The 22,559-nt window shown below is 55.8% G+C and carries 20 protein-coding genes and 1 tRNA gene; all 21 read left to right on the top strand.

Translation table 11 applies throughout. From position 1 onward, the window contains the following. Nucleotides 1-78: 78 nt before the first annotated feature. The 21 genes from QML71_RS07590 (at nt 79) to metF (ending at nt 22,552) form a co-directional block, all read left to right on the top strand. The gene (locus QML71_RS07590; protein WP_282011319.1) at nt 79-441 is read left to right on the top strand and encodes a hypothetical protein; all 363 of its coding nucleotides are present in this window, start codon (nt 79-81) and stop codon (nt 439-441) included. A gap of 21 nt (nt 442-462) precedes the next feature. Continuing rightward, nucleotides 463-3,897, top strand: coding sequence for a transcription-repair coupling factor (gene mfd / locus QML71_RS07585; protein ID WP_282011318.1), 3,435 nt, complete (start codon nt 463-465; stop codon nt 3,895-3,897). Between the two features lie 16 nt (nt 3,898-3,913). After that, nucleotides 3,914-4,864, top strand: coding sequence for a peptidylprolyl isomerase (locus tag QML71_RS07580; protein WP_282011317.1), 951 nt, complete (start codon nt 3,914-3,916; stop codon nt 4,862-4,864). Beyond that, nucleotides 4,839-6,095, top strand: coding sequence for a peptidylprolyl isomerase (locus tag QML71_RS07575; protein WP_282011316.1), 1,257 nt, complete (start codon nt 4,839-4,841; stop codon nt 6,093-6,095). The genes QML71_RS07580 and QML71_RS07575 overlap by 26 nt, the downstream gene beginning before the upstream one ends. Before the next feature lie 86 nt (nt 6,096-6,181). Further along, nucleotides 6,182-7,606 carry a tRNA lysidine(34) synthetase TilS gene (gene tilS / locus QML71_RS07570; protein WP_282011315.1) on the top strand — a complete coding sequence of 475 codons (1,425 nt, stop codon included), beginning with the start codon at nt 6,182-6,184 and terminating at the stop codon, nt 7,604-7,606. A gap of 98 nt (nt 7,607-7,704) precedes the next feature. Beyond that, nucleotides 7,705-9,639, top strand: coding sequence for an ATP-dependent zinc metalloprotease FtsH (gene ftsH / locus QML71_RS07565; protein WP_282011314.1), 1,935 nt, complete (start codon nt 7,705-7,707; stop codon nt 9,637-9,639). Between the two features lie 107 nt (nt 9,640-9,746). Next, entirely contained in the window at nt 9,747-10,568 is an 822-nt protein-coding gene (gene folP, locus QML71_RS07560) for a dihydropteroate synthase (RefSeq protein WP_282011313.1), read from the top strand. Nucleotide 10,569: 1 nt separating this feature from the next. After that, nucleotides 10,570-11,313 (top strand): pyridoxine 5'-phosphate synthase, encoded by a 744-nt coding sequence (locus QML71_RS07555; protein ID WP_282011312.1) that lies wholly within the window; start codon nt 10,570-10,572, stop codon nt 11,311-11,313. 202 nt (nt 11,314-11,515) lie between these two features. Next, a complete protein-coding gene (gap, locus tag QML71_RS07550; protein ID WP_282011311.1) occupies nt 11,516-12,535 on the top strand; it encodes a type I glyceraldehyde-3-phosphate dehydrogenase in 1,020 nt (339 codons plus the stop codon). Between the two features lie 21 nt (nt 12,536-12,556). Continuing rightward, the gene (gene tpiA / locus QML71_RS07545; RefSeq protein ID WP_282011310.1) at nt 12,557-13,312 is read left to right on the top strand and encodes a triose-phosphate isomerase; all 756 of its coding nucleotides are present in this window, start codon (nt 12,557-12,559) and stop codon (nt 13,310-13,312) included. A 15-nt stretch (nt 13,313-13,327) separates the two neighbouring features. Further along, nucleotides 13,328-13,645: a preprotein translocase subunit SecG gene (gene secG / locus QML71_RS07540; RefSeq protein ID WP_282011309.1), complete on the top strand. Its 318-nt coding sequence runs from the start codon at nt 13,328-13,330 to the stop codon at nt 13,643-13,645. A 12-nt stretch (nt 13,646-13,657) separates the two neighbouring features. Continuing rightward, nucleotides 13,658-13,742 (top strand) — tRNA-Leu (locus tag QML71_RS07535). A 43-nt stretch (nt 13,743-13,785) separates the two neighbouring features. After that, on the top strand, nt 13,786-14,142 hold the full coding sequence (locus QML71_RS07530) for a hypothetical protein (protein WP_282011308.1): 357 nt from the start codon (nt 13,786-13,788) through the stop codon (nt 14,140-14,142). Between the two features lie 85 nt (nt 14,143-14,227). Continuing rightward, complete coding sequence (locus tag QML71_RS07525; RefSeq protein ID WP_282011307.1) at nt 14,228-15,574, top strand: FAD-dependent oxidoreductase; 1,347 nt, start codon at nt 14,228-14,230, stop codon at nt 15,572-15,574. 278 nt (nt 15,575-15,852) lie between these two features. Next, the gene (locus QML71_RS07520; RefSeq protein ID WP_282011306.1) at nt 15,853-16,284 is read left to right on the top strand and encodes a QcrA and Rieske domain-containing protein; all 432 of its coding nucleotides are present in this window, start codon (nt 15,853-15,855) and stop codon (nt 16,282-16,284) included. A 68-nt stretch (nt 16,285-16,352) separates the two neighbouring features. Beyond that, nucleotides 16,353-17,177 carry a cytochrome b N-terminal domain-containing protein gene (locus QML71_RS07515; RefSeq protein ID WP_282011305.1) on the top strand — a complete coding sequence of 275 codons (825 nt, stop codon included), beginning with the start codon at nt 16,353-16,355 and terminating at the stop codon, nt 17,175-17,177. 56 nt (nt 17,178-17,233) lie between these two features. Beyond that, nucleotides 17,234-18,046 carry a cytochrome b family protein gene (locus tag QML71_RS07510; protein WP_282011304.1) on the top strand — a complete coding sequence of 271 codons (813 nt, stop codon included), beginning with the start codon at nt 17,234-17,236 and terminating at the stop codon, nt 18,044-18,046. Between the two features lie 20 nt (nt 18,047-18,066). Next, on the top strand, nt 18,067-20,841 hold the full coding sequence (locus QML71_RS07505) for a c-type cytochrome (protein WP_282011303.1): 2,775 nt from the start codon (nt 18,067-18,069) through the stop codon (nt 20,839-20,841). Nucleotides 20,842-20,911: 70 nt separating this feature from the next. Next, nucleotides 20,912-21,094 carry a hypothetical protein gene (locus QML71_RS07500; RefSeq protein ID WP_282011302.1) on the top strand — a complete coding sequence of 61 codons (183 nt, stop codon included), beginning with the start codon at nt 20,912-20,914 and terminating at the stop codon, nt 21,092-21,094. After that, a complete protein-coding gene (locus QML71_RS07495; protein ID WP_282011301.1) occupies nt 21,095-21,589 on the top strand; it encodes a restriction endonuclease in 495 nt (164 codons plus the stop codon). Between the two features lie 72 nt (nt 21,590-21,661). Then, nucleotides 21,662-22,552 (top strand): methylenetetrahydrofolate reductase [NAD(P)H], encoded by an 891-nt coding sequence (gene metF / locus QML71_RS07490; protein WP_282011300.1) that lies wholly within the window; start codon nt 21,662-21,664, stop codon nt 22,550-22,552. Nucleotides 22,553-22,559 lie beyond the last annotated feature (7 nt).

The raw sequence follows: 22,559 nt of genomic DNA, 5'->3' as shown, positions 1-22,559 counted from the left end.
TCACCTAAAGGGAGTATAAGAAATGTTTTGCTTCACAGCAATGACTTTTGATCAACCTTTTCAATCTTCATAAATACTATGTGGGTCAAACAGGCTTTTCGGGATTACTACAAACCCAAACTGAGACGGGAGCTCAAACGAGACCCCACTCCTGAAGAATGCGATCAGCGGTTCGAAGAAATTTACCAGCGGATCAACCTCACCCTCTTGATCGGAAGGTATGAAGGGGTCTCGATCTTTTTTTACGAGATTGCCAAATTCACCCTCGAAGAATTCAACGGGTTCCGGGACAACTGTGAAGACTATCTGTTCCAGCGGTTCGGTGGTGGCAATTACAAACTGAACTTTTACGAGGGCACGTCCTTCATCGTCACCGTGAACTTCAAGATCAAGGGAGAGTCCAAATGGGAACACCTTCTTCCTGAAAACGCAAAATCCTGATCCCCAGCCCTTAAACCATTCATGAGCAGTCCCGCAAACACTTTGAGCGAAAACATGCCGGCCACCAACGGCTGGGATGACTTTTTGCATGCCTTGGACTCGATGCCCCCTTCATTGAAGATCGAGGGGTTGAGCGGTGCTGCGCGCGCCTGGTTTCTGGTGCGTCTCTGGAAAACCCGGCGGCAACCGCTGGTCGTTGTGACTGCCGATCAAAACAGCGGCGAAGCGTTGCTGGGCGACCTGCGTTTCTTTTTGAAACACGAGAATCTACGGCAGGTGCCGCAATTTTTCCCCACCTGGGAACTGCTGCCCTACGAACCGTTGTCGCCCTTGAGTGAAGTGTCCGGCGAACGTCTCGATGTGTTGGACAGGCTGGGTGAGAACAAATGCCCGATCCTTGTGGTGCCGCTGGAGGCCGCCATGCAGTTCGTCATGCCGCGGCGCATTCTGAACAACCTGACGTATCCGGTGAAGAAGGGGGAGACCGTGGACCGCGAGCTTTTGGAACTGTGCCTCGTGGACAATGGGTTCCGTCGCACAAAATTGGTGGAGGAGCCCGGCGAGTTCAGTTCGCGCGGCGACATTCTGGATTTGTATTTGCCATCGGCGTTGAACCCGATCCGGGTCGAGTTTTTCGGCGACGATGTGGAATCGATCCGCTATTTCGACGTCACCTCACAGATTTCGGTGGAAGAAATCGATGCGTTCAAAATCCTGCCGGTGCGCGAAATCTGCCTCACACAAAAAGAATGTGAGGAGGGCATCGGCCGTATTATCGATCACGCCGGAGAGCACGGGGTGGACCGCGGCAAGTTGAACGAGTTGCTGGAAAAACTCCGTCACCTGCAAACCTTTTCCGGCATCGAGTTCCTGTCACCCTTCTTTTACGATCACTGCGAAAGCTTGTTCGACCACGTGCCCGATAACACGCGGGTCATTCTCGACGAACCGGACGCCCTGGCGGAAAAGGCCGAACGTTACGAGGCGTTGATTCAGGAAGAGTACGCGCGCTGTCAGGATCGCGAAGAAGTGGCGCCGTCGCCTGATAAATTGTACCTGCGTGCCGACGCCCTGTTTCAAGCCATGCGGAGGCGCCCGCACATTGAGCTCAACACCCTGAAGCTTTCCGGCGAAGACGCGCATGCGTTCGAGATCAAGTCCATCCCCGGATTCCAGGGAAGATTTGATGGCTTCGCCGACGCTGCCTGCGACTGGAAGAACGAGGGGTTGGAAGTCACGGTGGTGGCGCCGACCAAGGGGCATGTGCGCCGGGTCAATGAACTGTTGCTGGAAAAGGAACTGAGCCTGCCGGTGATGACGGGACAGATCAGCGCCGGGTTCCAGTACCCCGAAGGCGGCCAGGTGTTTGTGGCCGAGCACGAAATCTTCGGTCGCACGCACAAGCACCGCTACCGCCGGAAACCCAAATCCGCCAGCTTTCAACGCGGCTTCAAAGACCTCAAGGTGGGCGATCTTCTGGTGCACGTGGACTATGGCATCGGCAAGTACATGGGCACACGCGACTTGAAGACCAGCATCGGCGGCGGTGAGTTCATGGAAATTCTGTACGGCGACGATCAGAAGTTGTATCTGCCGATGGACGGCCTCGCCTACGTGCAAAAATACCAGGGCGCGAGCGAGACCAATCCGGTGCTCAGCCAGCTGGGGGGCGCGCAGTGGAAACGGCAGAAGAAAAAGATCAAGGAGTCGCTGCGCGAAATGGCGGGCGACCTGCTTAAAATTTATGCCGCCCGCGAGGTGGCCGAAGGCAACACGTATTCCACCGACCCGGTGCTGATGCAGGAGTTTTCCGACAGTTTTGAATACGTCGAAACCGACGATCAGTTGAAAGCTATCGATGAAATCCATGAAGACATGGAAAAGTCGAAACCGATGGACCGCCTGATCTGCGGCGACGTCGGCTACGGCAAGACGGAAGTCGCCATGCGCGCCGCCTTCCGCGCCGTGCTGGACAAAAAACAGGTGGCGGTGCTGGTCCCCACTACCATTCTGGCACAGCAGCATTTGAACACGTTTCGCGAACGTTTTCAGATGTATCCGGTGAGCATCGACATGGTCAGCCGCTTCCGCACCCCTCGCGAACAAAAAGAGGTGTTGCGCAAACTCAAGGAAGGCAAGCTGGACATCATCATCGGCACGCATCGCCTGTTATCGAAAGATGTGCAATTTCACAATCTCGGATTGATGATCATCGACGAGGAACAGCGGTTTGGCGTGAAGCACAAGGAGCAGTTGAAGAAGCTGCGGTCCTCTCTGGATATTCTCACGTTGTCGGCGACGCCCATTCCGCGCACCCTGCATTTTTCATTGATGGGGGTGCGCGACCTCAGCGTCATCGAAACTCCGCCCAGCGACCGGTTGGCGATCAAGACCTACATCCGTAAGTTTGATGAGAAAACCATCCGCGACGCCATTTTGCGGGAGATGGATCGCGGCGGGCAGATCTATTTTGTACACAATAAGGTCCACAGCATTCATTCGATGGCGGCGCTGATCAAAAAAATCGTGCCGGAAGTGCGTATCGGCATCGGTCACGGTCAATTGCATGAGCACATGCTGGAGAAGGTCATGCAGCAGTTTATTGAAAAGGAAATCGATCTGCTGCTGTGCACGTCCATTGTCGAGTCGGGGCTGGACATTCCGTCGGCGAACACCATCCTCATCAACCGGGCCGACCAGTTCGGCCTTGCCCAGTTGTACCAGCTGCGCGGGCGGGTGGGGCGCTACAAGCACCAGGCTTACGCCTACCTGCTGATTCCCGGCACCATGGCGGTTTCGGAGGACGCCCGAAAACGGCTGATGGCGCTGGAGGAAATGAGCGATCTGGGTGCGGGTTTCCAGATGGCGGCGCGGGATATGGAAATCCGCGGCACCGGCAACATGCTCGGCAAAAACCAGTCCGGGCACATTTCCACCGTTGGCTTCGATCTCTACTGCAAACTGCTGGAAGAAACGATCCGCGAGGCGCAGGGGGAAAAGTTAGAGGAAAAAGTGGAAACCGAAGTCGATTTCCAGGTGCGCGGCTACATTGCCAAGGATTACATTGTCGATTTGAATCAGCGCCTGGAAGCGTATCAGCGGTTGCAACTGGTGGATGATCTGGACGGGTTGACGGCGATCCGCAAAGAGTGGAACGACCGTTTCGGCGCGGTGCCGCCGGAAACCGAAAAATTGCTGGCCCTCATGGAAGTGAAGATTCAGTGCCAGCGCCTGCACATCACCAAGGTCCAGCGCTCCGGCGAGCATGTCTATCTCAAGATCGCACCTTCGACACCGTTGAAGTCGGAAACCCTGACCTCCCTGCTGGATTTGCGTCTGCGGCTGGTTTCCGAATACGAGTTGAGCATCAAGGTGGACAACGCAGGGTGGAAGCAGGACATTGAACGCGTGGCGGAGTACCTGAACGAAATGGTGGAGTCCCTGAATGAGAAATGAACGATTCCGGTTTCGGATGGGAACCCTTGGCCTGTGCGTCCTGCTGGTTTGCAGTCTCGCGGCCTGTTCGCAGGAAAAAGAAGGCCCTCAGTTTAAAAGTCCGGATGAAATGGCCCGGGTCAATGGCGAATCGCTGAACCGCAAAGAGTTGGTGCAGGCGTTGGATCAGAACAAGCGCAAGTACCGGGTGGAGGAAGGCCAGCAATTATCAAAGGAGAAATTGATCTGGCTGCGCATGGACACCCTCAATCAGATGATTCAGGAGCGGATTCTCTTGCAGGAAGTGAAGAAGGAACGCATTGCGCTGGAGGAGGACGCCGTGGAGATCGAATTTCACAATATCCGCCAGGGTTATGAAAAGGGCGCGTTCAAAAAGATTCTGGATTCCCAGGAAATGACCGAAAAGGAATGGAAGGAGAAGCTGAAAAAACGGCTTCTGGTCAAAAAATTGATTCAGGACGTGGTCAACAGCGGGGTCTCAATAAAAGACGAGGAATTGCAGCAGTACTTCGACGACCATCAGGGTGAATTTCAGAAGGGCGAACAGTTGCGCGCCCTGCACATTATGGTTGAAAATGAGGACGCGGCCCGTGATATCTTGAAACTGCTGCGCAAGGGCAAAAAATTCGAAGAACTGGCCCGTGAGCACTCACTGGGACTGGAAAGCGAAAGCGGCGGCGACATGGGATATTTCGAAGCCGGGCAGATGCCGGAAGAGTTCGACGAGGTGTTCGATCTCAAGGTCAACAAGGTCAGCGATATCATCCGCACGCCATACGGCTACCATGTGTTCAAGGTGGTGGACAAGAAGCCCGAGCGCAAAATGAATTTTGAGGAATCGAAAGACGCGATCCACAAAAAACTGTTGCGCGAAGCGCAGGAAAAAGCGTTTCAGCTCTGGTTATTGAAGCTCAAGGAGAAAGCCCAGATTGAAATCAATTATGAAGCATTGGAAACCGTACATTAAATCGATCTCGTTGGCGGCTCTATTGCTGTTGAGCGGATGGGTGCCGTTCGCCAACGCGGAGGTGCTGGACCGCGTGGTGGCCAAGGTCAACAACGAGATCATCACCCTGAGCGCCCTGGAAGAACGGGCACGGGTGGACCTGGCGCGGTTTCAGAGTATGGGTGTCGAAAATATTCCCACCTTGGAAGAAGTGCGCTCGCGGGCGTTGGATCAGATGATCGATGAAATCCTGCTGGTGGATGTGGCGTCAAAGGTGGGCTTGATTGTTGAAGAGTCGCAGATGCAGGATGCTCTGGATGACGTTCGGCAACGCGGCAACCTGTCGGAAAAACAACTGGAAGAAATGCTGAAACAGGAGGGGCGCTCTCTGGAGGAGTACAAGAAGCGCATCCGCGAACAGATTCTGATGAGCAAGGTGATCAACCTGGAAGTGCGCTCCCGCATCAAGGTGTCGGACAAGGAGATCGCGGAGTTTTACGATGAGCACCGCAAAGAATTCTGGACCACGGCGCAGGTGCGGGCACGCCATATCCTGTTCATCATGGATCAGTCGTTGGATTCGGACCAGATTGCGACGAAAGAACGGAAAGCCCGCGAAGCATTGGCCAAAATCCGCAACGGCGCGGACTTTGCGGAAGTCGCGCAGGAGTTTTCCGAAGACGTCACGGCCAGCAACGGCGGTGATCTGGGGGTTCTCGAAAAAGGCAAGATGATCCCCGAGTTCGAGAAAGCTGCCTTCGCCCTGAAAAACGGCGAGGTCAGCAGCATCGTCCGCTCCCCCTATGGTCTGCACATCATCAAAGTCGATGAGGTGCTCCCCGGCGCGCCCATTCCTATGGAGGACGTGGAAAACCAGATCATCGCGCAATTGAAGCAGCAAAGCTTCCGCACGTATTTTGAAGAATACATCGAGGACCTGCACGCCCGCTCGTTCATCGAAAAAAAGCTGGGCCCGGTGGAGCCGGAACAAAAGACACAAACCGTGGCCGTCGAAACTCCGCAGACGATGGCCGTGAACGAGGTCGAATCCATTCAGGAGAAACCGCAGGCGGAGATTCTGCCGCCGTTTGAAATAGGCAAAAAGATGGACTCACCGAAGCCGGCTCCCGTTGCAGATGAGTACGAACCTTTAGAAAAGAAGTTGAAATATTATAAGAATTTGAGAGACATGAACCTCATCAGCGAGCAGGAATACAACCAGCATAAGAAATCCCTGTTGGATAACTTGTAATCCCGATTCGGGATTCGTTGCCGGGGGGTGGGTGTCTGCCTGCTTCCGGCCCGTCTGTCTGCCTCCTCTTCATGACAGGGGACGCCATGCATCCCTTATTCAAAAAAATCCAAACTACAGTATTTCAGCATCACATGATCGATGCGGGCGACCAGCTTGTCGCCGCCGTGTCCGGGGGAGCGGACTCGATGGCGATGCTGCATCTCCTGCAGCGGTTGCGGCAACCCCTGGACTTCAAGATTACCGTGGCCCATCTCAATCACAGCACCCGCGGCGCAGACTCCGACGCTGATGCGGATTTTGTGGCGGAGACCTGTGAGCACCTGAACATCCCGGTTGTGGTGGGGCGGCGTAATGTTCCAGAGGAAACGAAGCAAAGCGGCATGTCGTTTCAGGAAACCGCCCGCACCCTGCGCTCGCAGTTTCTCGAATCGGTTCGCGTTAAAACCGGAGCCGATAAAATCGCGCTCGCGCACAGCGCCGACGATCAGGCCGAGACGGTGCTGATGAATCTGTTGCGTGGCGGCGGGCCACGCGGGCTGGGCGGCATGCGTCCGGTGCGCGGGAATCTCATTCGGCCGTTGATCGACGCCACCCGCGTCGAGATCGAGTCATTTCTCGAGCAGGAACGGTTGGATTGCCGCGAAGATGCCTCGAACCGGGACACCCGTTACCTGCGCAACCGTATCCGGCACCAGTTGCTGCCGTACCTGCAAAAAGAATTCAATCCGCAGATCCTGACCAATCTCAGGCAAACCGCGCGCATTCTGCAATGGGAGGAAGAGTGCCTGAACCGGGAAGCCGAGGAGTGGTTTGAGCGCATGGGGCGTGTCGAGCTGCCGGATCATCAGGTGATTCTGGACTGCGAGGCTCTGCTGACATTACACCCCGCCTTGCGGGCCCGGCTGGTGCGACTGGCTTTTGAAAAGGGCCGGGGCCACCTTCGGCGGGTCACGTTCGACCACATTCTGAGTGTGCTGGAGCTGGTCGAAAATGACAAGCGGGGAAAAATCATTTCTTTGCCCGGGGACTGGGCGGCGGAACGCGAGGCAAATTCCCTCAAGATAACTAAAATCTCCGAGGCAAAATCGAGCATCTTAATGGAAGACAACCCGCTGTCCGGAGAGGGCCTGGCGTTGCGCATTCCCGGCACGACGCCGGTTGCCTCGCTGGGCATCTGGTTTGAAGCCGAGGTGAAGGAAGGCCGGCAGGTGGATGTCCGGCATCCCGAACCGGGGCAGGCCTTTCTGGATTTCGATCAGACCGGGAATTCCCTCCGGGTCCGATTCTGGCGGCCGGGCGACCGGTTTCAGCCGTTGGGCATGCAGGGAACGCGGAAGCTCAAGGATTACTTCAAGGATCGGAAAATCCCCCGCGCTCAAAGAAAAGGGATGACCGTCTTGACAACGGCGGCCGATCATATTATCTGGATTGTGGAGGGGCCCATTTCGGATCGATTCAAAATCTCACCTCAGACCCGGAATACGTTGAATATAAGGGTTTTGAAATGATGGCCGGGATGGACAAGATTCCAGCAAACAGCGGCTGAATTGTGTTACCATGAGTGCATACAGGACGGCAGCAGCCCAGATTCAATAAGGAGATGGCCTTGAACCAATTTTATAAAAATTTAGCGTTGTGGCTGGTTATCGGAATCATCCTGATAGCTCTGTTCAATATTTTCAACCAACCCATTGCCCCCCAATCCGAGATCGTTTTCAGTGAGTTCATGAACAAGGTCGAAAACGGGCAGGTGGCGGAAGTGGTCATGCAGGGCGATCACATCACCGGCAAGTACACCGACGGCCAGACCTTCCAGACCTACGCACCTTCGAAAGACCCGGATCTCATCAAAGAATTGCGTAATAAAGACGTACGCATGGTGGTCAAGCCACCGGAGCAGACGAGCTGGTACATGAACGTTCTGATCTCGTGGTTCCCGATGATCCTGCTCCTCGGTATCTGGATTTTCTTCATGCGCCAGATGCAGTCGGGTGGCGGCAAAGCGTTGTCCTTCGGCAAGAGCAAGGCGCGCCTGATGAACGAGGCGAAGACCAAGACCACCTTCAAGGACGTCTCGGGGTGTGATGAGGCCAAGGAAGAGCTCCACGAAATCATCGAGTTTTTGAAGGAACCGCAGAAGTTCAGCAAGCTGGGCGGCAAGATTCCCAAAGGCGTGCTGCTGGTCGGCCCTCCGGGCACCGGCAAAACGTTGCTGGCCCGCGCCATTGCCGGGGAAGCCAACGTGCCGTTCTTCAGCATCAGCGGTTCGGACTTCGTCGAGATGTTTGTCGGCGTTGGCGCGTCCCGCGTCCGCGACCTGTTTGAGCAGGGCAAGAAGAACAGCCCCTGCATCATCTTCATCGACGAGATCGATGCCGTCGGTCGTCACCGTGGCGCCGGTCTCGGTGGTGGGCATGACGAACGCGAGCAGACGCTCAACCAGTTGCTGGTCGAGATGGACGGTTTCGAAAACAACGAAGGTGTCATCCTGATCGCCGCGACCAACCGTCCCGACGTTCTCGATCCCGCGTTGTTGCGGCCGGGCCGGTTCGACCGCCAGGTGGTGGTGGGCCGTCCGGACATCAAGGGCCGCGAAGGCATCCTGAAAGTACACACCGCCAAAGTGCCGCTGTCGGAGGACGTGGACCTGAAAGTGGTGGCGCGCGGCACGCCGGGGTTCACCGGGGCGGATCTTGCCAACCTGGTCAACGAAGCGGCGTTGCTGGCGGCACGCGAAGAGAAAAAGGTTGTCACCATGGAGGATTTCGAAAACGCCAAAGACAAGGTCATGATGGGTGTCGAGCGGCGCAGCATGGTGATCACCGAGAAGGAAAAGAAAACCACCGCCTATCACGAAGCCGGACATGCGTTGGTGGCGTTCCTGCTGCCGGGGACCGATCCCCTGCACAAGGTGACCATCATCCCGCGCGGCCGCGCTCTGGGCGTCACCATGCAGTTGCCGGAGGACGAGAAACACACGTATCCGAAGGAGTACCTCATCCATCGCCTCGCCATCATGATGGGCGGACGCGTGGCCGAGGAAGTGTGCCTGGGTGAAATCACCACCGGCGCCGGCAACGACATCGAAGTCGCCACCGAAACCGCGCGCAAGATGGTTTGCGAGTGGGGCATGAGCGAAAAGATGGGTCCGTTGACCTACGGCACCAAGGAAGAGCAGGTGTTCCTCGGCAAGGACTTCTCCTCGCAGAAAAATTTCAGCGACGAGACGGCCAAGCTGATCGACCTCGAAGTCAAGGCGCTGGTCATGGGCGGCTACAACCGCGCCAAGGAATTGCTCACGGAAAATCGTGATGCGCTCGAACGCTTGGCGCTGGCGCTGCTCGAACGGGAGACGCTGGACCTCGTGGAGATCAGAGCCATCATTGACAACCGCCCGATTGATTCGGATCAGGACGATCAGGAGCCGACGTTGCCCGCGGACCTCAAGACGGATGCCGATAAAAAAGGTAAAAAGCTGAAGGGGCTGGGGGATGAAGGGCTGATAGGAGGAGGCGGTGTTCCTGACCCGTCCCCTGCCTGAGGTGCCCCTTGCCTTGAAGCAAATCGTTTAGACATTTAAAAAGCTCCATTCCGGCTGTGGCCTGTTTGGAGCTTTTTTTATTCCATATAGTGAGGGGAGCACATGTGATGGAAGATGAATTCTTTTCCGGCCCCACCCGGATCATGGGAATCATCAACCTGTCCGCCAATTCATTTTATAAATCCAGTTATGCCGCCAGTGAAACGCAGGCGCTCAAAACCGCCGAGCGTTTGATCGAGGACGGCGCGGACATGCTGGACATCGGCGCGGAATCGACGCACCCGGGGGCCGAGCCCATTCCAGATGAACACGAGTGGAAACTGTTGGAGCCGGTGGTGAAAGCGCTGGTCCGCGAGTTTCCGGTTTCCATTTCCGTGGACACCTATAAACCGTACGTGGCCAGGCGGGTGCTGGACCTCGGCGTGCACTGGATCAACGACATTTATGGATTGCGCTTTGCCGAAATGGCGGAGACCATCGCCCGCTACCCGGCGGGCGTGATCATCATGCACATGCAGGGCGCACCCAAGACCATGCAACTCGATCCGCAGTACATCGATTGCGTCGAAGAAGTGTACGACTTTCTAAGCAAACGCATCGTCGAGGCGGAGTTTGCGGGGATCCCGGCGGACCAGATTCTGGTCGATCCCGGCATTGGGTTCGGCAAGACGCTGCGTCACAACCTGGAACTGGTTTCCAATCTCGACCGGTTTCAGACGCTCAACAAGCCCGTGCTTTTGGGCGTGTCGCGCAAGGCATTTATTGGTAAAATCCTGGACTTGCCCACCGAGGAGCGCATGGAAGGCTCGCTGGCCGCGGCGGTGATCGGCGTGATGAAGGGCGCGCGCGTGCTGCGCGTGCATGATGTATTGGAAACCGTGCGGGCCATCCGCATCGTGGAAGAAATCCGCAAATACCAAAAGGAGTGAAATGATCCGACTGTTTGTGAACGTGGACCACGTCGCCACCCTGCGCGAGGCCCGCAAGACGGTGGAACCCGATCCGTTGAAAGCCGCGCATCTGGCCGAGCAGGCCGGGGCGCATGGCATCACCGTCCACCTGCGCGAGGACCGGCGGCACATTCAGGACGCCGATGTGTTCCGCATCCAGCAGGGCATCCGCACTCCGCTCAACCTGGAGATGGCGGCGGTGGAGGAGATGGTCCGCATTGCTGAAACGGTGTTGCCGTACCAGGTATCGCTGGTGCCGGAAAAGCGGCAGGAGATCACCACCGAAGGCGGGCTGGACGTGATCTCTAAAAAAGAATACCTGACCACAACACGCGCCCGCCTGGCTGCCCTGCACATCCGCTTCAGTTTGTTTGTGGACCCCGATCCCAAACAGGTGGATGCGGCGCGGGACATCGGCGCCGACAGCATCGAGATCAATACCGGGCTGTACACGGAACTAACCGATCCCGCTCCGCTGGAACGGGAGTTGAAAAAGATCCAGGCCGCCGCCCGTCATGCCCGCAGTCTCGGTTTGCGCGTGTTCGCCGGGCACGGGCTGAACAACGAGAACGTGGTGGCCATCGCCGCCATTCCCGAGATTGAGGAACTCAACATCGGCCACAACCTGGTGGCGCGGTCGGTGTACTGCGGCATGGAGCAGGCCGTACGTAGCATGATCGCCAGCATTCAAAAAGGAGAGGCGTTGCGTACAGTTTCCGCATGAATCCCGCGTTCGTCTTATTGACCCCGTCGTGAATTTGCACCATAATCAAAATCCCGCATTGCCCTGTACGATCCCGCCAGATTGGCGTTGAACAAATCACGGAAGCAAGCGAAAATGAAACCCCAAACCTGCCTGAAAAGATTGAGGCGGGTGGATGTCTTATCAGTCCCGGAAACAAGCTGGGTAAAGGAGGTATTGGTAAATGGCCACAAAAGTGGGAATCAACGGTTTCGGGCGCATTGGCCGGAATGTCTTGAAATGCATTTTGAATGACAAGGAATGTGGTGAGATGGTGGACGTCGTGGCCATCAATGACCTCACGGATGCGGCCACGCTGGCCCATTTGTACAAATACGATTCCGTTCAGGGTGTGACCCAGGGCGAAGTGAAGGCGGAAGGGGACAGCCTTGTCATTGGCGGGAAAGAAATCAAGGTTCTGTCCTGCAAGAGCCCGGCGGACCTGCCGTGGAAGGACCTGGGTGTTGATGTGGTGATCGAGTCCACCGGCATTTTCACCAAGCGCGATGCGGCGGCGCAGCACCTGAAGGCCGGAGCGAAGAAAGTCATCATCTCCGCGCCTGCCACCGATCCGGATGTGACCGTGGTGCTGGGCGTCAATGAAGGCAAGTACGATCCGAAACAGCACGCCATCGTGTCCAATGCCTCCTGCACCACCAACTGCCTGGCCCCGGTGGTCAAGGTGCTGCATGAAACGCTGAAAATCAAAAAAGGGTTGATGACCACCATCCATTCCTACACCAACGACCAGCGCATCCTCGACCTGCCGCATAAGGATCTGCGCCGGGCGCGGGCCGCCAACCTGTCGATGATCCCCACCACCACCGGTGCGGCGAAAGCGGTGTGCCTGGTGATGCCGGAAATGGAAGGCCGCCTCGACGGCATGGCTATCCGCGTGCCGACGCCGAACGTGTCTTTGGTGGATTTTGTGGCGGACGTGGAGACCGACACTTCGACGGAAGAAGTCAATGCCCTGTTCCGCGAAGTCGCGCAAAACGAACTCAAGGGCATTTTGCGGGTGGAAGAACAGCCGCTGGTTTCCATCGATTTCAACGGCGCCGAAGACTCGTCGATCATTGACGGTCCTTCGACGAAAGTGATCGAAAAAAATATGGTCAAAGTGTTGTCGTGGTACGACAACGAGTGGGGGTATTCCTCGCGCACCAAGGATATTTTGAAATACATGATTAAAAAGGGACTTTAAACGCAGCCTTTGATGGGACCCATGCGAAAAACCCTGATCGTCGGCAACTGGAAAATGAACAAGACCATTTCTCAGGCCGAGGAATTGTTGCAGCGTCTGCTTCAACGCATCGATTCCCGATGCCCGGCGGAGGTGGTGGTGGCGCCTCCGTTCACGATACTGGCAGCGGCGCGGGCGCAGCTCTGCGACACGGTCATCGGGCTGGCGGCGCAAAACGTGGCGGCGGAAGACATGGGAGCCTTCACCGGCGAAGTCTCCGCACCGATGCTGATCGAGGCCGGCTGCGGCTGGGTGATCATCGGTCATTCCGAAAGGCGTCATCAATTCGGAGAGCCCGACGCCCTCATCAACCGCAAAGTCAAAAACGCGCTGGAGCATGGCCTGAAAGTGATTCTCTGTGTGGGCGAAACCGATGCCGAGCGGGACGCCGAGCAGACCGAGCATGTGGTGCATCTCCAGTTGACGGAAGGACTGAACGGGGTGACGCCCGCAGCCGCCGCCCATGTGGTGGTGGCCTACGAACCGGTGTGGGCCATCGGTACCGGGCAGACGGCCACACCCGCGCAGGCGCAGGAAGTTCATGGCCTGATCCGGCGATGGATCGGGGAGTTGTACGGCCCGGACACCGCACAGGCGATGCGCGTGTTGTACGGCGGCAGTGTGACCCCGGACAACAGCCATAGCCTTCTGGGGCAACCGGATATCGACGGCGCTTTGGTGGGAGGCGCCAGCTTGGACGTTGATTTGTTTTGTGCTATTATTGGCTCGGCTGAGTAATTCAAGGAGGTTGGTTTGCATACGTTTGTCACCGTTTTACACATCGCAGCGGCAGTTTTTCTGATTCTTGTTGTCCTGCTTCAATCGGGCAAGGGCGCGGCCATGGGCGCCGTGTTTGGATCCGGTTCCAGCCAGACCATGTTCGGCAGCAGTGGCGCGGGGAATTTCCTCACCAAGCTCACCACCGCCGCCGCCGTCATTTTCATGCTCACGTCTCTCAGCCTGGCCACGGTTCTGGTGGACCGGAAGCAGGATTCCGTGATCAATGAAATGGAAGAGACCACAACCACCATCCCGACCAACAAGCCGGCCCAGGACGAATCCAGCAAATAAATTCACAATCTTGCCGATGTGGTGGAACTGGTAGACACGTGCGCTTGAGGGGCGTATGGGGCAACCCGTGGGAGTTCGAATCTCCCCATCGGCACCATTCTTTTATTTGCCTGCGGTGAACCTTTCCTCGTACTTGAATCATGCAGATTCAAACTCTGGGCGACCTGTTCGCCCATCCCGGTTTTCAGACCCTGTTTCTCACCATTCTGATTGTGTTCGCCAATGTCATCATTGGCGTCAGCATGCTGCCGGAGGACCGCCGCAAGCGCTGGTACCGGCTGCACCGCTATATCTACGTCGCCACCGTCGCCTCGTTGGGGTTGTTTCTTTATATCAACCATCAATTGCAGGGCAACGACGCCTTCGTTTATTTTGTCGCGGCCTATTTTTTGACCGCCATTCCATTCAGCCGCAGAATGAACGTCACCCTGCATGCGGTCATCGCTTCCGTCGGGCTGGTTTTGCTGATCGGGATGGCGACGTTGAGCGTTTTATGAGACATAAAGGGCAATTGCAGTGGGTTTTCCAGGTGTGCTTAAATACGCTTGCAGGCAGAAGATGCCGTGACTGGGAAAGGGACACATGAGTCGGTTTGACCTGACCGTATTGGGAGCCGGCAGCGCCGGTGTGGCGGCCACCCGCCAGGCTGTCGAAGCCGGGGCGAGGGTGTGCCTGGTGGAGATGGATGCCGTGGGCGGCCATTACCTCAACCGCGGCCTGTTTCCGGTGCGAACGTTGCTGGCGGACCCGGAGTTCGGCAAGGCCCGACCTGTGGAATGGGAGGGGGTGCGATCGCGTTTTCATGAGATTGCGCGCAACGCATCCGAGGCCTTGCGGCAGGATCTGGAAGCGAGCGGCGTGACCCTCCTCGCAGGTAAAGGCATTTATTCCGGCAGCGGCAGTTTGAGTGTGGAAACCGACGATGGCAAGCAGGAGGTCCAGTCGGAGCAACTGGTTCTGGCGATGGGATCGGCGGCGGAGTCGATTGTGACGGTGCCGTTCGATGATGAATGTGTTGTGCCGCTAGACCGCTTCCTCGATCTCAAGGCATTGCCCGAAACCCTGCTGATCCTGGGCGACGGCGTGATGGCCATCGAGACCGCGCTGTTTTTCAATCGGCTGGGCGTGAAGGTGTTTCTCTGTAACGAACATCAACGGCTGATCGCTGATCGCGACCCGGAGTTGATCGATGCCGTCGAAAAGAGTTTGAAGCAGGCCAAAATCAAAACCCTGTTCAACAAAAAGATCGCGTCGATTCTCAAGAAGCCGGAGGGCATCGATATCACGTTGGACGGCGGCATCAAGTTTGCCGTGCAGACCATTCTCGTCGGGTACCGGCGCGTGGGCCACACAGCGGGTTCGGTGGATGCGGGGCTGGGCATCGAGATGGGAGACCGGCACGAAGTGTGGGTCAATGAACGGATGCAGACCTCGCTCAAAAACCTGTATGCTGTGGGCAGCGTCACCGGCCACGAGCGGTCTTTGGAGCGGTCGCAGGAAGAGGGAAGGGTGGCCGCGGCCAACGCCCTGGGTAAAGAAAAAGCGCTGGACCCGGATACCGTTCCCTTTCGGCTGCATACCCAGCCACCGCTGGCGGCGGTGGGGTGCAAAGTGGAAGACGCGCATCACAAGGGGTTTTTGCGTCCGGTGGAAGGCCGTTACGATGGCGTGCTGTTGAACGGTTCCGGACCCGATGCCGAGGCCGGTGGATTCTGCAAACTGGTGGCCGATCGGGAAAGCCGCAAGGTGATCGGTGCGCAAATCCTGGGGCAGGGTGCGTCGGAGATGTTGACGATGGTGATGATGGCCATTCAGCGAGGCATGACCGTGAAGACGCTGGCCCAGCTTTCACCCGGTTTTGGGGATGCCTCCCAGGGGGTTTTGGAAGCGGCGCGGGCCTGCCTTCGCAAGTTGACTGCAAGTCCATAATTCAACGATTTGTATTGGCGCTATCAAACCTTGACTCCAATTTCTAATTATGTTAAAAACCATCCTTTGCTAGAGTGCTAAGGTCACTCTTTTGCAAGATATTCAGGAATGTGGCAATCAAATAACCATTTGAGTTAAAAGAGATTATGGCACAGCCCTCCAAAAACCCAAATATCCCCCCTGCCAAGTCTCCCGCCCAGGGTAAAGGCAAGCAAGAGAAACCGAATAATCTGTATTCCCGGCGGGACTTTTTCTCCTATGCAGGCTGGGCCGGATTCATGGCCTCTTTGGGATTGTCGTCCGTTTACTTTCTGCGCTTACTGTTTCCGCGGGTTTTGTTCGAGCCGTCGCCGAAGTTCAAGGCCGGCAATGTCGGCGATTACACTGTGGGTGAGGTCAGCACCAAGTGGGTCAAGGACCAGCGTGTGTGGATTGTTCGCGAGGAGCAGCGTCTTTATGCGATTCTGGCCCGCTGCACGCATCTTGGTTGCACGCCGCTCTGGTTGCGGTCTGAGGGCAAGTACAAGTGTCCCTGCCACGGCAGCGGATTCACCATGGATGGGATCAACTTTGAGGGCCCGGCTCCCCGGCCGCTGGAGCGGATGAAAGTGAGTATCGCGCCGGACGGCCAGATTGTGGTTGATAAGAGCAAGGTGTTTTTGTTTGAAAAAGGTGAGTGGGATCAGCCCGGAGCCTTCCTGAGGACCTAACAGGCCCGGATCTCGCAGGGAACCCCTTTTGAAGATTAATCAGAAGTATTGCTGTAGGAGGTTGAGTTTTGGCTAAACCCAAAATTCCAAATTTTGAGGAAATCAAAGAGTCCATCAAGAGCGGTCAACTTTTTGAGGAAGCGGCGGACAAGTTTACCGAATCCCAAGTCTGGACCTCCACCTTTCGTCACGGCTACGCGGATACGCCCCGAAACCGGGTGTTGCAGATCGCGAGTAACGTCTGGTTGCATCTGCACCCTGTAAAGATTCATCGGCATGCGCTGCGCGTGAAGTTTACCTGGTGTATGGGCGGGATTACATTCCTGCTGTTTTTATCGACCGTTGTGACCGGCATCATCCTGATGTTCTATTACCGGCCGGTGGGTGAATACGCTTATTACGACATGAAATACCTGCAGTACGACGTGCCCTTTGGCATGTTGATGCGGAACATGCATCGATGGGCGGCGCATTCGATGGTCATCACCGTCTGGCTGCATATGTTCCGCGTGTTTTTAACCGGTTCCTACAAGCCTCCACGCGAGTTCAACTGGGTGATCGGCGTGTTTCTGGTTACGTTCACGCTGCTTTTGAGCTTTACCGGGTACCTGCTGCCATGGGACCAGTTGGCCATGTGGGCGGTCACCGTGGGCACCAACATGGCGCGCGCGACCCCGTTCCTTGGCAGTGAGGGACCGTTTGCGGAGTATGTGGGGGTGACGGCGCGATACGACGCCCGGGCTGCGTTGCTGGGCGGCAGTCTCGTTGGGCCACCGGCCTTGTTACGATTTTACGTGTTGCATTGTATTTTGATACCTTTGGTTGCCGGTGCCTTGATGATCGTCCATTTCTGGCGCATCCGAAAGGACGGAGGCATTTCCGGGCCGCTTTAACGACCCGAATTCAACCACTGCGTTGAAACTTTTTTCGATGGATAGGAAGTCTTTCTATGGGGACTGCAGAGAAACCACCTGCTAAGCCACCCGCCAAGCCGGCTGCTGGAGCGCCGGGAAAAGCGGCTCCGAAAAAGAAAGTAGAAGAACTACCGGAAAAAGTCCATGTGTGGCCTTACCTGGTCCGCCTGGAATTCCTGTGTTCCATTATCGTCATCCTTGCCCTGACGGTGTGGTCGATTCTCATCGACGCTCCGTTGGAAGAGGCGGCGAATCCCACCAAAACCCCGAATCCCTCCAAGGCGCCCTGGTACTTTCTCGGCCTTCAGGACATTCTGGTGTACTTCGATCCCTGGTTTGCAGGCGTGGTGGCGCCCGTGCTCATTATCGTCGGGTTGATGCTGATTCCTTATCTGGACATGAACCCCAAGGGCAACGGGTACTACACGTATGCAGAGCGCAAGCTCGCCATTTGGGTTTATGCGTTCGGGTTCCTGGTTCTGTGGATTGCGCTCATCATCATGGGGGTCTTCCTGCGCGGTCCGGGCTGGAACCTGTTCATGCCCTGGCAGTACTGGGATCCGCATAAAGTCGTGGCTCTGACCAACGTCGATCTCCCTTACGCGCTGGGTGTGCGGACTTACGATATGGCCATGCTGGTGGGTGCCGTCGTGGTGCTGGGATATTTTGCCGTCGGGACTGCCGTGTATTTTTTTCTGGAGCGCAAAGCCCTCAAAACCGTCGGCTTCCTCCGCATGTTCCTCAAGGTGCAGTTGTATTTGATCATGGTGGGCATCGTCGTCAAGATCGTGCTCCGGCTGGGCTTCAACATCAAATACATCTGGGTCACTCCCTGGTTTAACGTTTAACGGGTTTTTCAGAAACGTCCATGGCTGAAGAAAATAAAGATCCTAAAGAAGAAGAGAAGAACGAGGACTCGCCTTTTAATGAAGGGGAGTTTGACGAGCGCACTTCGTACAGCTTTTTGTTTTTCCTGCTTTCCGGTGCGATGCTGTTTATCACCCTCTGGGCGTTCTGGGATGATGAGTACATCCGCCGCGGCTACAAGGAATTCCAGGATATATACAACGAAACCCAGTACGAGCGGACCCGCGTGGAGTACATGGAGGTCACTGAAAAGATTCAGGGGCGTACCGAGGAGTTGCGCGAAGCCATTGCCCGCGAAGAGCAGAAGCTGGAGAACGACGAGGAATACCAGCAACTCGCGGATGCCGCCTGGAATGCGCAGGTCAAGCTCGATGATGCAAAGGAAAACCTGAAATTCACCAAGAGCCGTCTGGACGAGTATTACTACTATTACAAAAAGGCCCAGCACGAAGGCCAAAACTATGAGGTCGAGCTCAACCGCGTCGAAGAAACGAAGAAACACATCGTGGAGTCGGAGCCGATTGTTGAACAGTTAGCCAAGGAGCGGGATGCTGCGGAAGCGAAGCTGCTGGAGTTCAAGGCACGCAAGAAAAACCTGGAAAACGAGCTGGCCAAACTGACCAACGACAAAATCATCCTTTCCCAGAGGATGGACTTTTACAAGCCATTCAATCTGTTTTTGCGTCCGACGGAAATCAAGCAGGCGGTCATCCCCGCATCGGCCAAAAACAAATTCGGGGAAATTGTTTACAAGGTCGATCGCTGTCATACCTGCCACATCGCTTATGATGATCCCTACTACAAGGATTTCGAAAATCCGCTCAAAACCCACCCCAACCGTGAAGTGTTGATCAAGAACCACGAACCCACGGAAACCGGGTGCACGTGGTGCCATCGCGGACAGGGACCGGCTACGGCTCCGACCGAGGATGCGCATGGATCGCATCATGAGGGGGACCAGACTCTCGGTATCAATGAACCCCTTCTGCATGACAATCTGATGCAGTCCAACTGCACCAACTGCCACGCGGATGTGGTCAGCCTGGATGGCGCCCCCATTCTGACCAAAGGCAAGAAGCTGTTCCTGAAATTGGGCTGTCACGGTTGCCATCTGGTCGAGGGGTATGCCGATGTACGCAAGGTGGGACCGAGCCTGAACAGGATTGCCGCCAAAGTCGATCCCAGTTGGCTGTACCGCTGGGTCAAAAAGCCGAAGGATTATCTGCCCGAGACCCGCATGCCCGACTTTGAGTTGAGTGATGAGGATGCTCTGGCCATCTCGGCGTATTTGCTGGCTTCTTCTGAGAAGAGTTACAAGCTTCCTGAGAAATTCAAAAGTGGCGACCCGGCTAAAGGCAAAGAGCTTTTTGAGTCGATCGGTTGTCAGGCCTGCCACAAGCTCAAGGGCATAGGGGAACTGTTTGCTCCCAACCTGAGCAATATCGGCGAAAAGGTGAGTGCCGACTGGCTGGTCAGCTGGCTCAGCAGCCCGCGGGACTACAACCATAAGAGCACCATGCCGGACATGCGTCTGGACGTGGAGCAGGCATCGAACATCGCGTCCTACCTGATCCAGTTCGGCAAGCCGGTCAAGATTCCGGGCATTGAAAGAAGGTTGAAAGATCCAGCAAGGGTCGAGTTGGGTGAAAAGCTGGTCCGCAACCGGGGTTGTTTCGCGTGCCATTCCATCCCGGGTATGGAAAAAGAAGGCCGCATCGCGCCGGAACTTTCCGCCTTCGGCAGCAAGCAGGTCCGTGAACTGGAGTTTGCCGACACGCACATTCCCCACACCTGGGAGTCGTGGACTTACACCAAATTGAAAAACCCGTCCGCCTACCGCACCGACCGCATTCTCGATAAAATGCCGGACTTCGATCTGGCCGAGGATGAGATCGATGCCCTGATGGTTCTTTTGCGCGGGCTCAATGGACTGTTCATCCCCGAGCGTTATAAAAAGAATTACTCAAAGGATGAGCTGACCATCGAACGCGGTCGCCGCCTGATTGCGCAGTACAATTGCCGGGGTTGTCATGTCGTCGAGGGTTACGGCGGCGACATTCAGGAGCACCTCAAAGCAAGCGCGCAGTATCCCCCGCCCTTGGAAACGGAGAATTACCATGTTGGGAACCGGGTTAAGGGATCCTGGTTGTATTCGTTTCTGAAAAACCCAACGCCTGTTCGTAAATGGATGGATGTCCGCATGCCTTCCTTCAATCTGACGGACAGCCAGATGCGGGACCTGACGGCTTATTTCGAATTGGTGGCGCCGGGTGAGATCAAGTATGAAGCCGGTGTGCATTTGAAAAAAGACAAAGAGGCCATCGAAACGGGTGTGAAGATCGTCAACTACATGGAATGCGGCAAGTGCCATGACGATGGCGCCAAGGGCATTGAGTTCAAAATTTCCAGTGAGCGCCTGCGCGAGGAGTGGATTCCCAAATGGTTGAAGGACACCCGGGAAATGATCCCGTGGACCCCGATGCCCAACCACTGGCCGAAAGAAGAAGGCGATTACACCATACAGGGCAAGTTCCACAAACTGAACGATGTCGAAAAAGGAAACATCGACAAGCAGATCCAGGATGTGACCGACCTGCTGGTGTCTTACGACAATCCCGATATCGATCTCAGCCTGTCGCTCGAAGCGGAAGAGCCTTTCATGGATGGTTTCTTTGACGCCGGCTTTGGCGACGAGGAACCCCTCGATGACGAGCCGATGGAGGGCGATGACGCGGGTGGGGAAGACAGTGAGTTTGCCGACGACATGGATTTTTGAAGATTTCCGTGTTTTGTTGTATGCTTCATTAATGCACCGATTTCTATTTCTGTTTTAGAAGGTCGAAACTATGCAACCGTCACCCTTAGAGAACTTTCTTTTGATTGCCTTGAAACCGGACAATATGCCGATTGGCGGCATGCTGTTCATCGTTGCGTTTGTATTCTGGATCGCCATCCGCCAGATGATCAAACACGACCGCTTGATCCGCGAAGGTAAGAAAGACAAAATCTACGATGAGATGATCAAATAAGTGCAAATATTCCTGACGGTCATTATTGCGTTTGTTCTGGGCCTGATTCTGATTTTTTTTCTCAAGACCACCCAACCCCAGGCCCCGCGGGAAACCGTACACTTCGACAAAGATAGCGACAAACCCTCCTACCTTGAGGACCGCGAAGAGTTCCGGTCCAAGTGCCTTGAGTTCCTCGGTAAATTCAATCTTGAGTACCGCCATTCCGTGTGGGCCAATAACTCGGAGTTGGAAATCGACATGCAGGACGAAACCCCTGTGGTCGGTGGCAAATACCTCGCCCTGTGCATTTTCAATCCTCCGTTCAATCTGGTGGACGGAATGAAAGTCAAAGGCTTTCTGGATTCGGTGAAGGGGGAGGGCGCGGCTCGCGGCATCATCATCACCACCGGCTATTTTGCCGACGAAGCCTACCGGCAGATTGAAGAAGAACCGGTCGAACTCGTCAACATCCATTCCTTCCTGAAGTATTTAAAGGGTTTCGATATTTATTGATCCCCGCTCCGGCGCAGGGAAACATGGCCGGGATTTGGCTCCGAAGGCAGTCTGTGTTATACTGTCTGCCTTATGAAAATATCTAAACTTCTTGAAACCGTACGCCCTGCGTTTTCCTTTGAATTTTTTCCGCCAAAGGATGACGAAGGGTTCAATGATCTATTTACCACCGTTCAAAATCTGAAGCCCCTGCAGCCGGTCTATGTATCGGTGACCTACGGGGCGATGGGCAACACCCGCACCAAGACTCTGGACCTGGTCAAACGCATCAAACACGATGTCGATCTGGAGAGCATGGCGCATCTCACCTGCGTGGGGTCCAATGCCGATGAGATCGCGGAAGTTCTGGATGCCTTGCAGGATGCGGGGATCGACAACGTGCTTGCCCTGCGTGGCGACCCACCCAAGGACCAGGAGTATTTCGTCCGGCCGAAAAATGGATTTGGCTTTGCCAACGAGCTGGTGGACTTCATCAAAAAAAGGGGTTACGACTTCTGCATCGGTGTGGCCGGGTACCCGGAAAAACACATCGAATGCTCGGATATGGATACCGATCTGGACAACCTGAAACGCAAGGTCGATGCCGGGGCGGACTTCATCGTCACCCAGCTGTTTTTCGACAACAAGTTTTACTTCGACTTTGTGGACCGGGCCCTCGGCAAGGGCATCGATATCCCCATCATCCCCGGCATCATGCCGATTCAGAATTTGAAGCAGAGCAAACGATTCACCAAAATGTGCGGTTCGACCATTCCCGACCCGCTGCTGTCGCGGATGGAAGCGCACGCGGAAGATGCGGACATGATCCGGCAGATCGGCGTGGAGCATGCGACCGAACAATGCGAGGGCCTGCTCAACGGCGGCGCTCCGGGGGTCCATTTTTACACGCTCAACCGGTCGCGGGCGACGTTGAATATTTTTGAGAACCTGCGGAAACTGGTGGATATCACACCGAATCCCTGACCCTGCT

This window comes from Nitrospina watsonii, assembly GCF_946900835.1.
Lineage (GTDB): Bacteria > Nitrospinota > Nitrospinia > Nitrospinales > Nitrospinaceae > Nitrospina > Nitrospina watsonii.
The sequence above is the reverse complement of the archived record's forward strand: the minus strand, read 5'-3'. Positions and strand labels throughout refer to the sequence as shown.

Coding starts and splice junctions, on each gene's coding strand:
- QML71_RS07590 (WP_282011319.1), top strand. CDS start 79: ATGTGGGTCAAACAGGCTTTTCGGGATTACTACAAACCCAAACTGAGA.
- mfd (WP_282011318.1), top strand. CDS start 463: ATGAGCAGTCCCGCAAACACTTTGAGCGAAAACATGCCGGCCACCAAC.
- QML71_RS07580 (WP_282011317.1), top strand. CDS start 3,914: ATGGGAACCCTTGGCCTGTGCGTCCTGCTGGTTTGCAGTCTCGCGGCC.
- QML71_RS07575 (WP_282011316.1), top strand. CDS start 4,839: ATGAAGCATTGGAAACCGTACATTAAATCGATCTCGTTGGCGGCTCTA.
- tilS (WP_282011315.1), top strand. CDS start 6,182: ATGCATCCCTTATTCAAAAAAATCCAAACTACAGTATTTCAGCATCAC.
- folP (WP_282011313.1), top strand. CDS start 9,747: ATGGAAGATGAATTCTTTTCCGGCCCCACCCGGATCATGGGAATCATC.
- QML71_RS07555 (WP_282011312.1), top strand. CDS start 10,570: ATGATCCGACTGTTTGTGAACGTGGACCACGTCGCCACCCTGCGCGAG.
- gap (WP_282011311.1), top strand. CDS start 11,516: ATGGCCACAAAAGTGGGAATCAACGGTTTCGGGCGCATTGGCCGGAAT.
- tpiA (WP_282011310.1), top strand. CDS start 12,557: ATGCGAAAAACCCTGATCGTCGGCAACTGGAAAATGAACAAGACCATT.
- QML71_RS07530 (WP_282011308.1), top strand. CDS start 13,786: ATGCAGATTCAAACTCTGGGCGACCTGTTCGCCCATCCCGGTTTTCAG.
- QML71_RS07525 (WP_282011307.1), top strand. CDS start 14,228: ATGAGTCGGTTTGACCTGACCGTATTGGGAGCCGGCAGCGCCGGTGTG.
- QML71_RS07520 (WP_282011306.1), top strand. CDS start 15,853: ATGGCCTCTTTGGGATTGTCGTCCGTTTACTTTCTGCGCTTACTGTTT.
- QML71_RS07510 (WP_282011304.1), top strand. CDS start 17,234: ATGGGGACTGCAGAGAAACCACCTGCTAAGCCACCCGCCAAGCCGGCT.
- QML71_RS07505 (WP_282011303.1), top strand. CDS start 18,067: ATGGCTGAAGAAAATAAAGATCCTAAAGAAGAAGAGAAGAACGAGGAC.
- QML71_RS07500 (WP_282011302.1), top strand. CDS start 20,912: ATGCAACCGTCACCCTTAGAGAACTTTCTTTTGATTGCCTTGAAACCG.
- metF (WP_282011300.1), top strand. CDS start 21,662: ATGAAAATATCTAAACTTCTTGAAACCGTACGCCCTGCGTTTTCCTTT.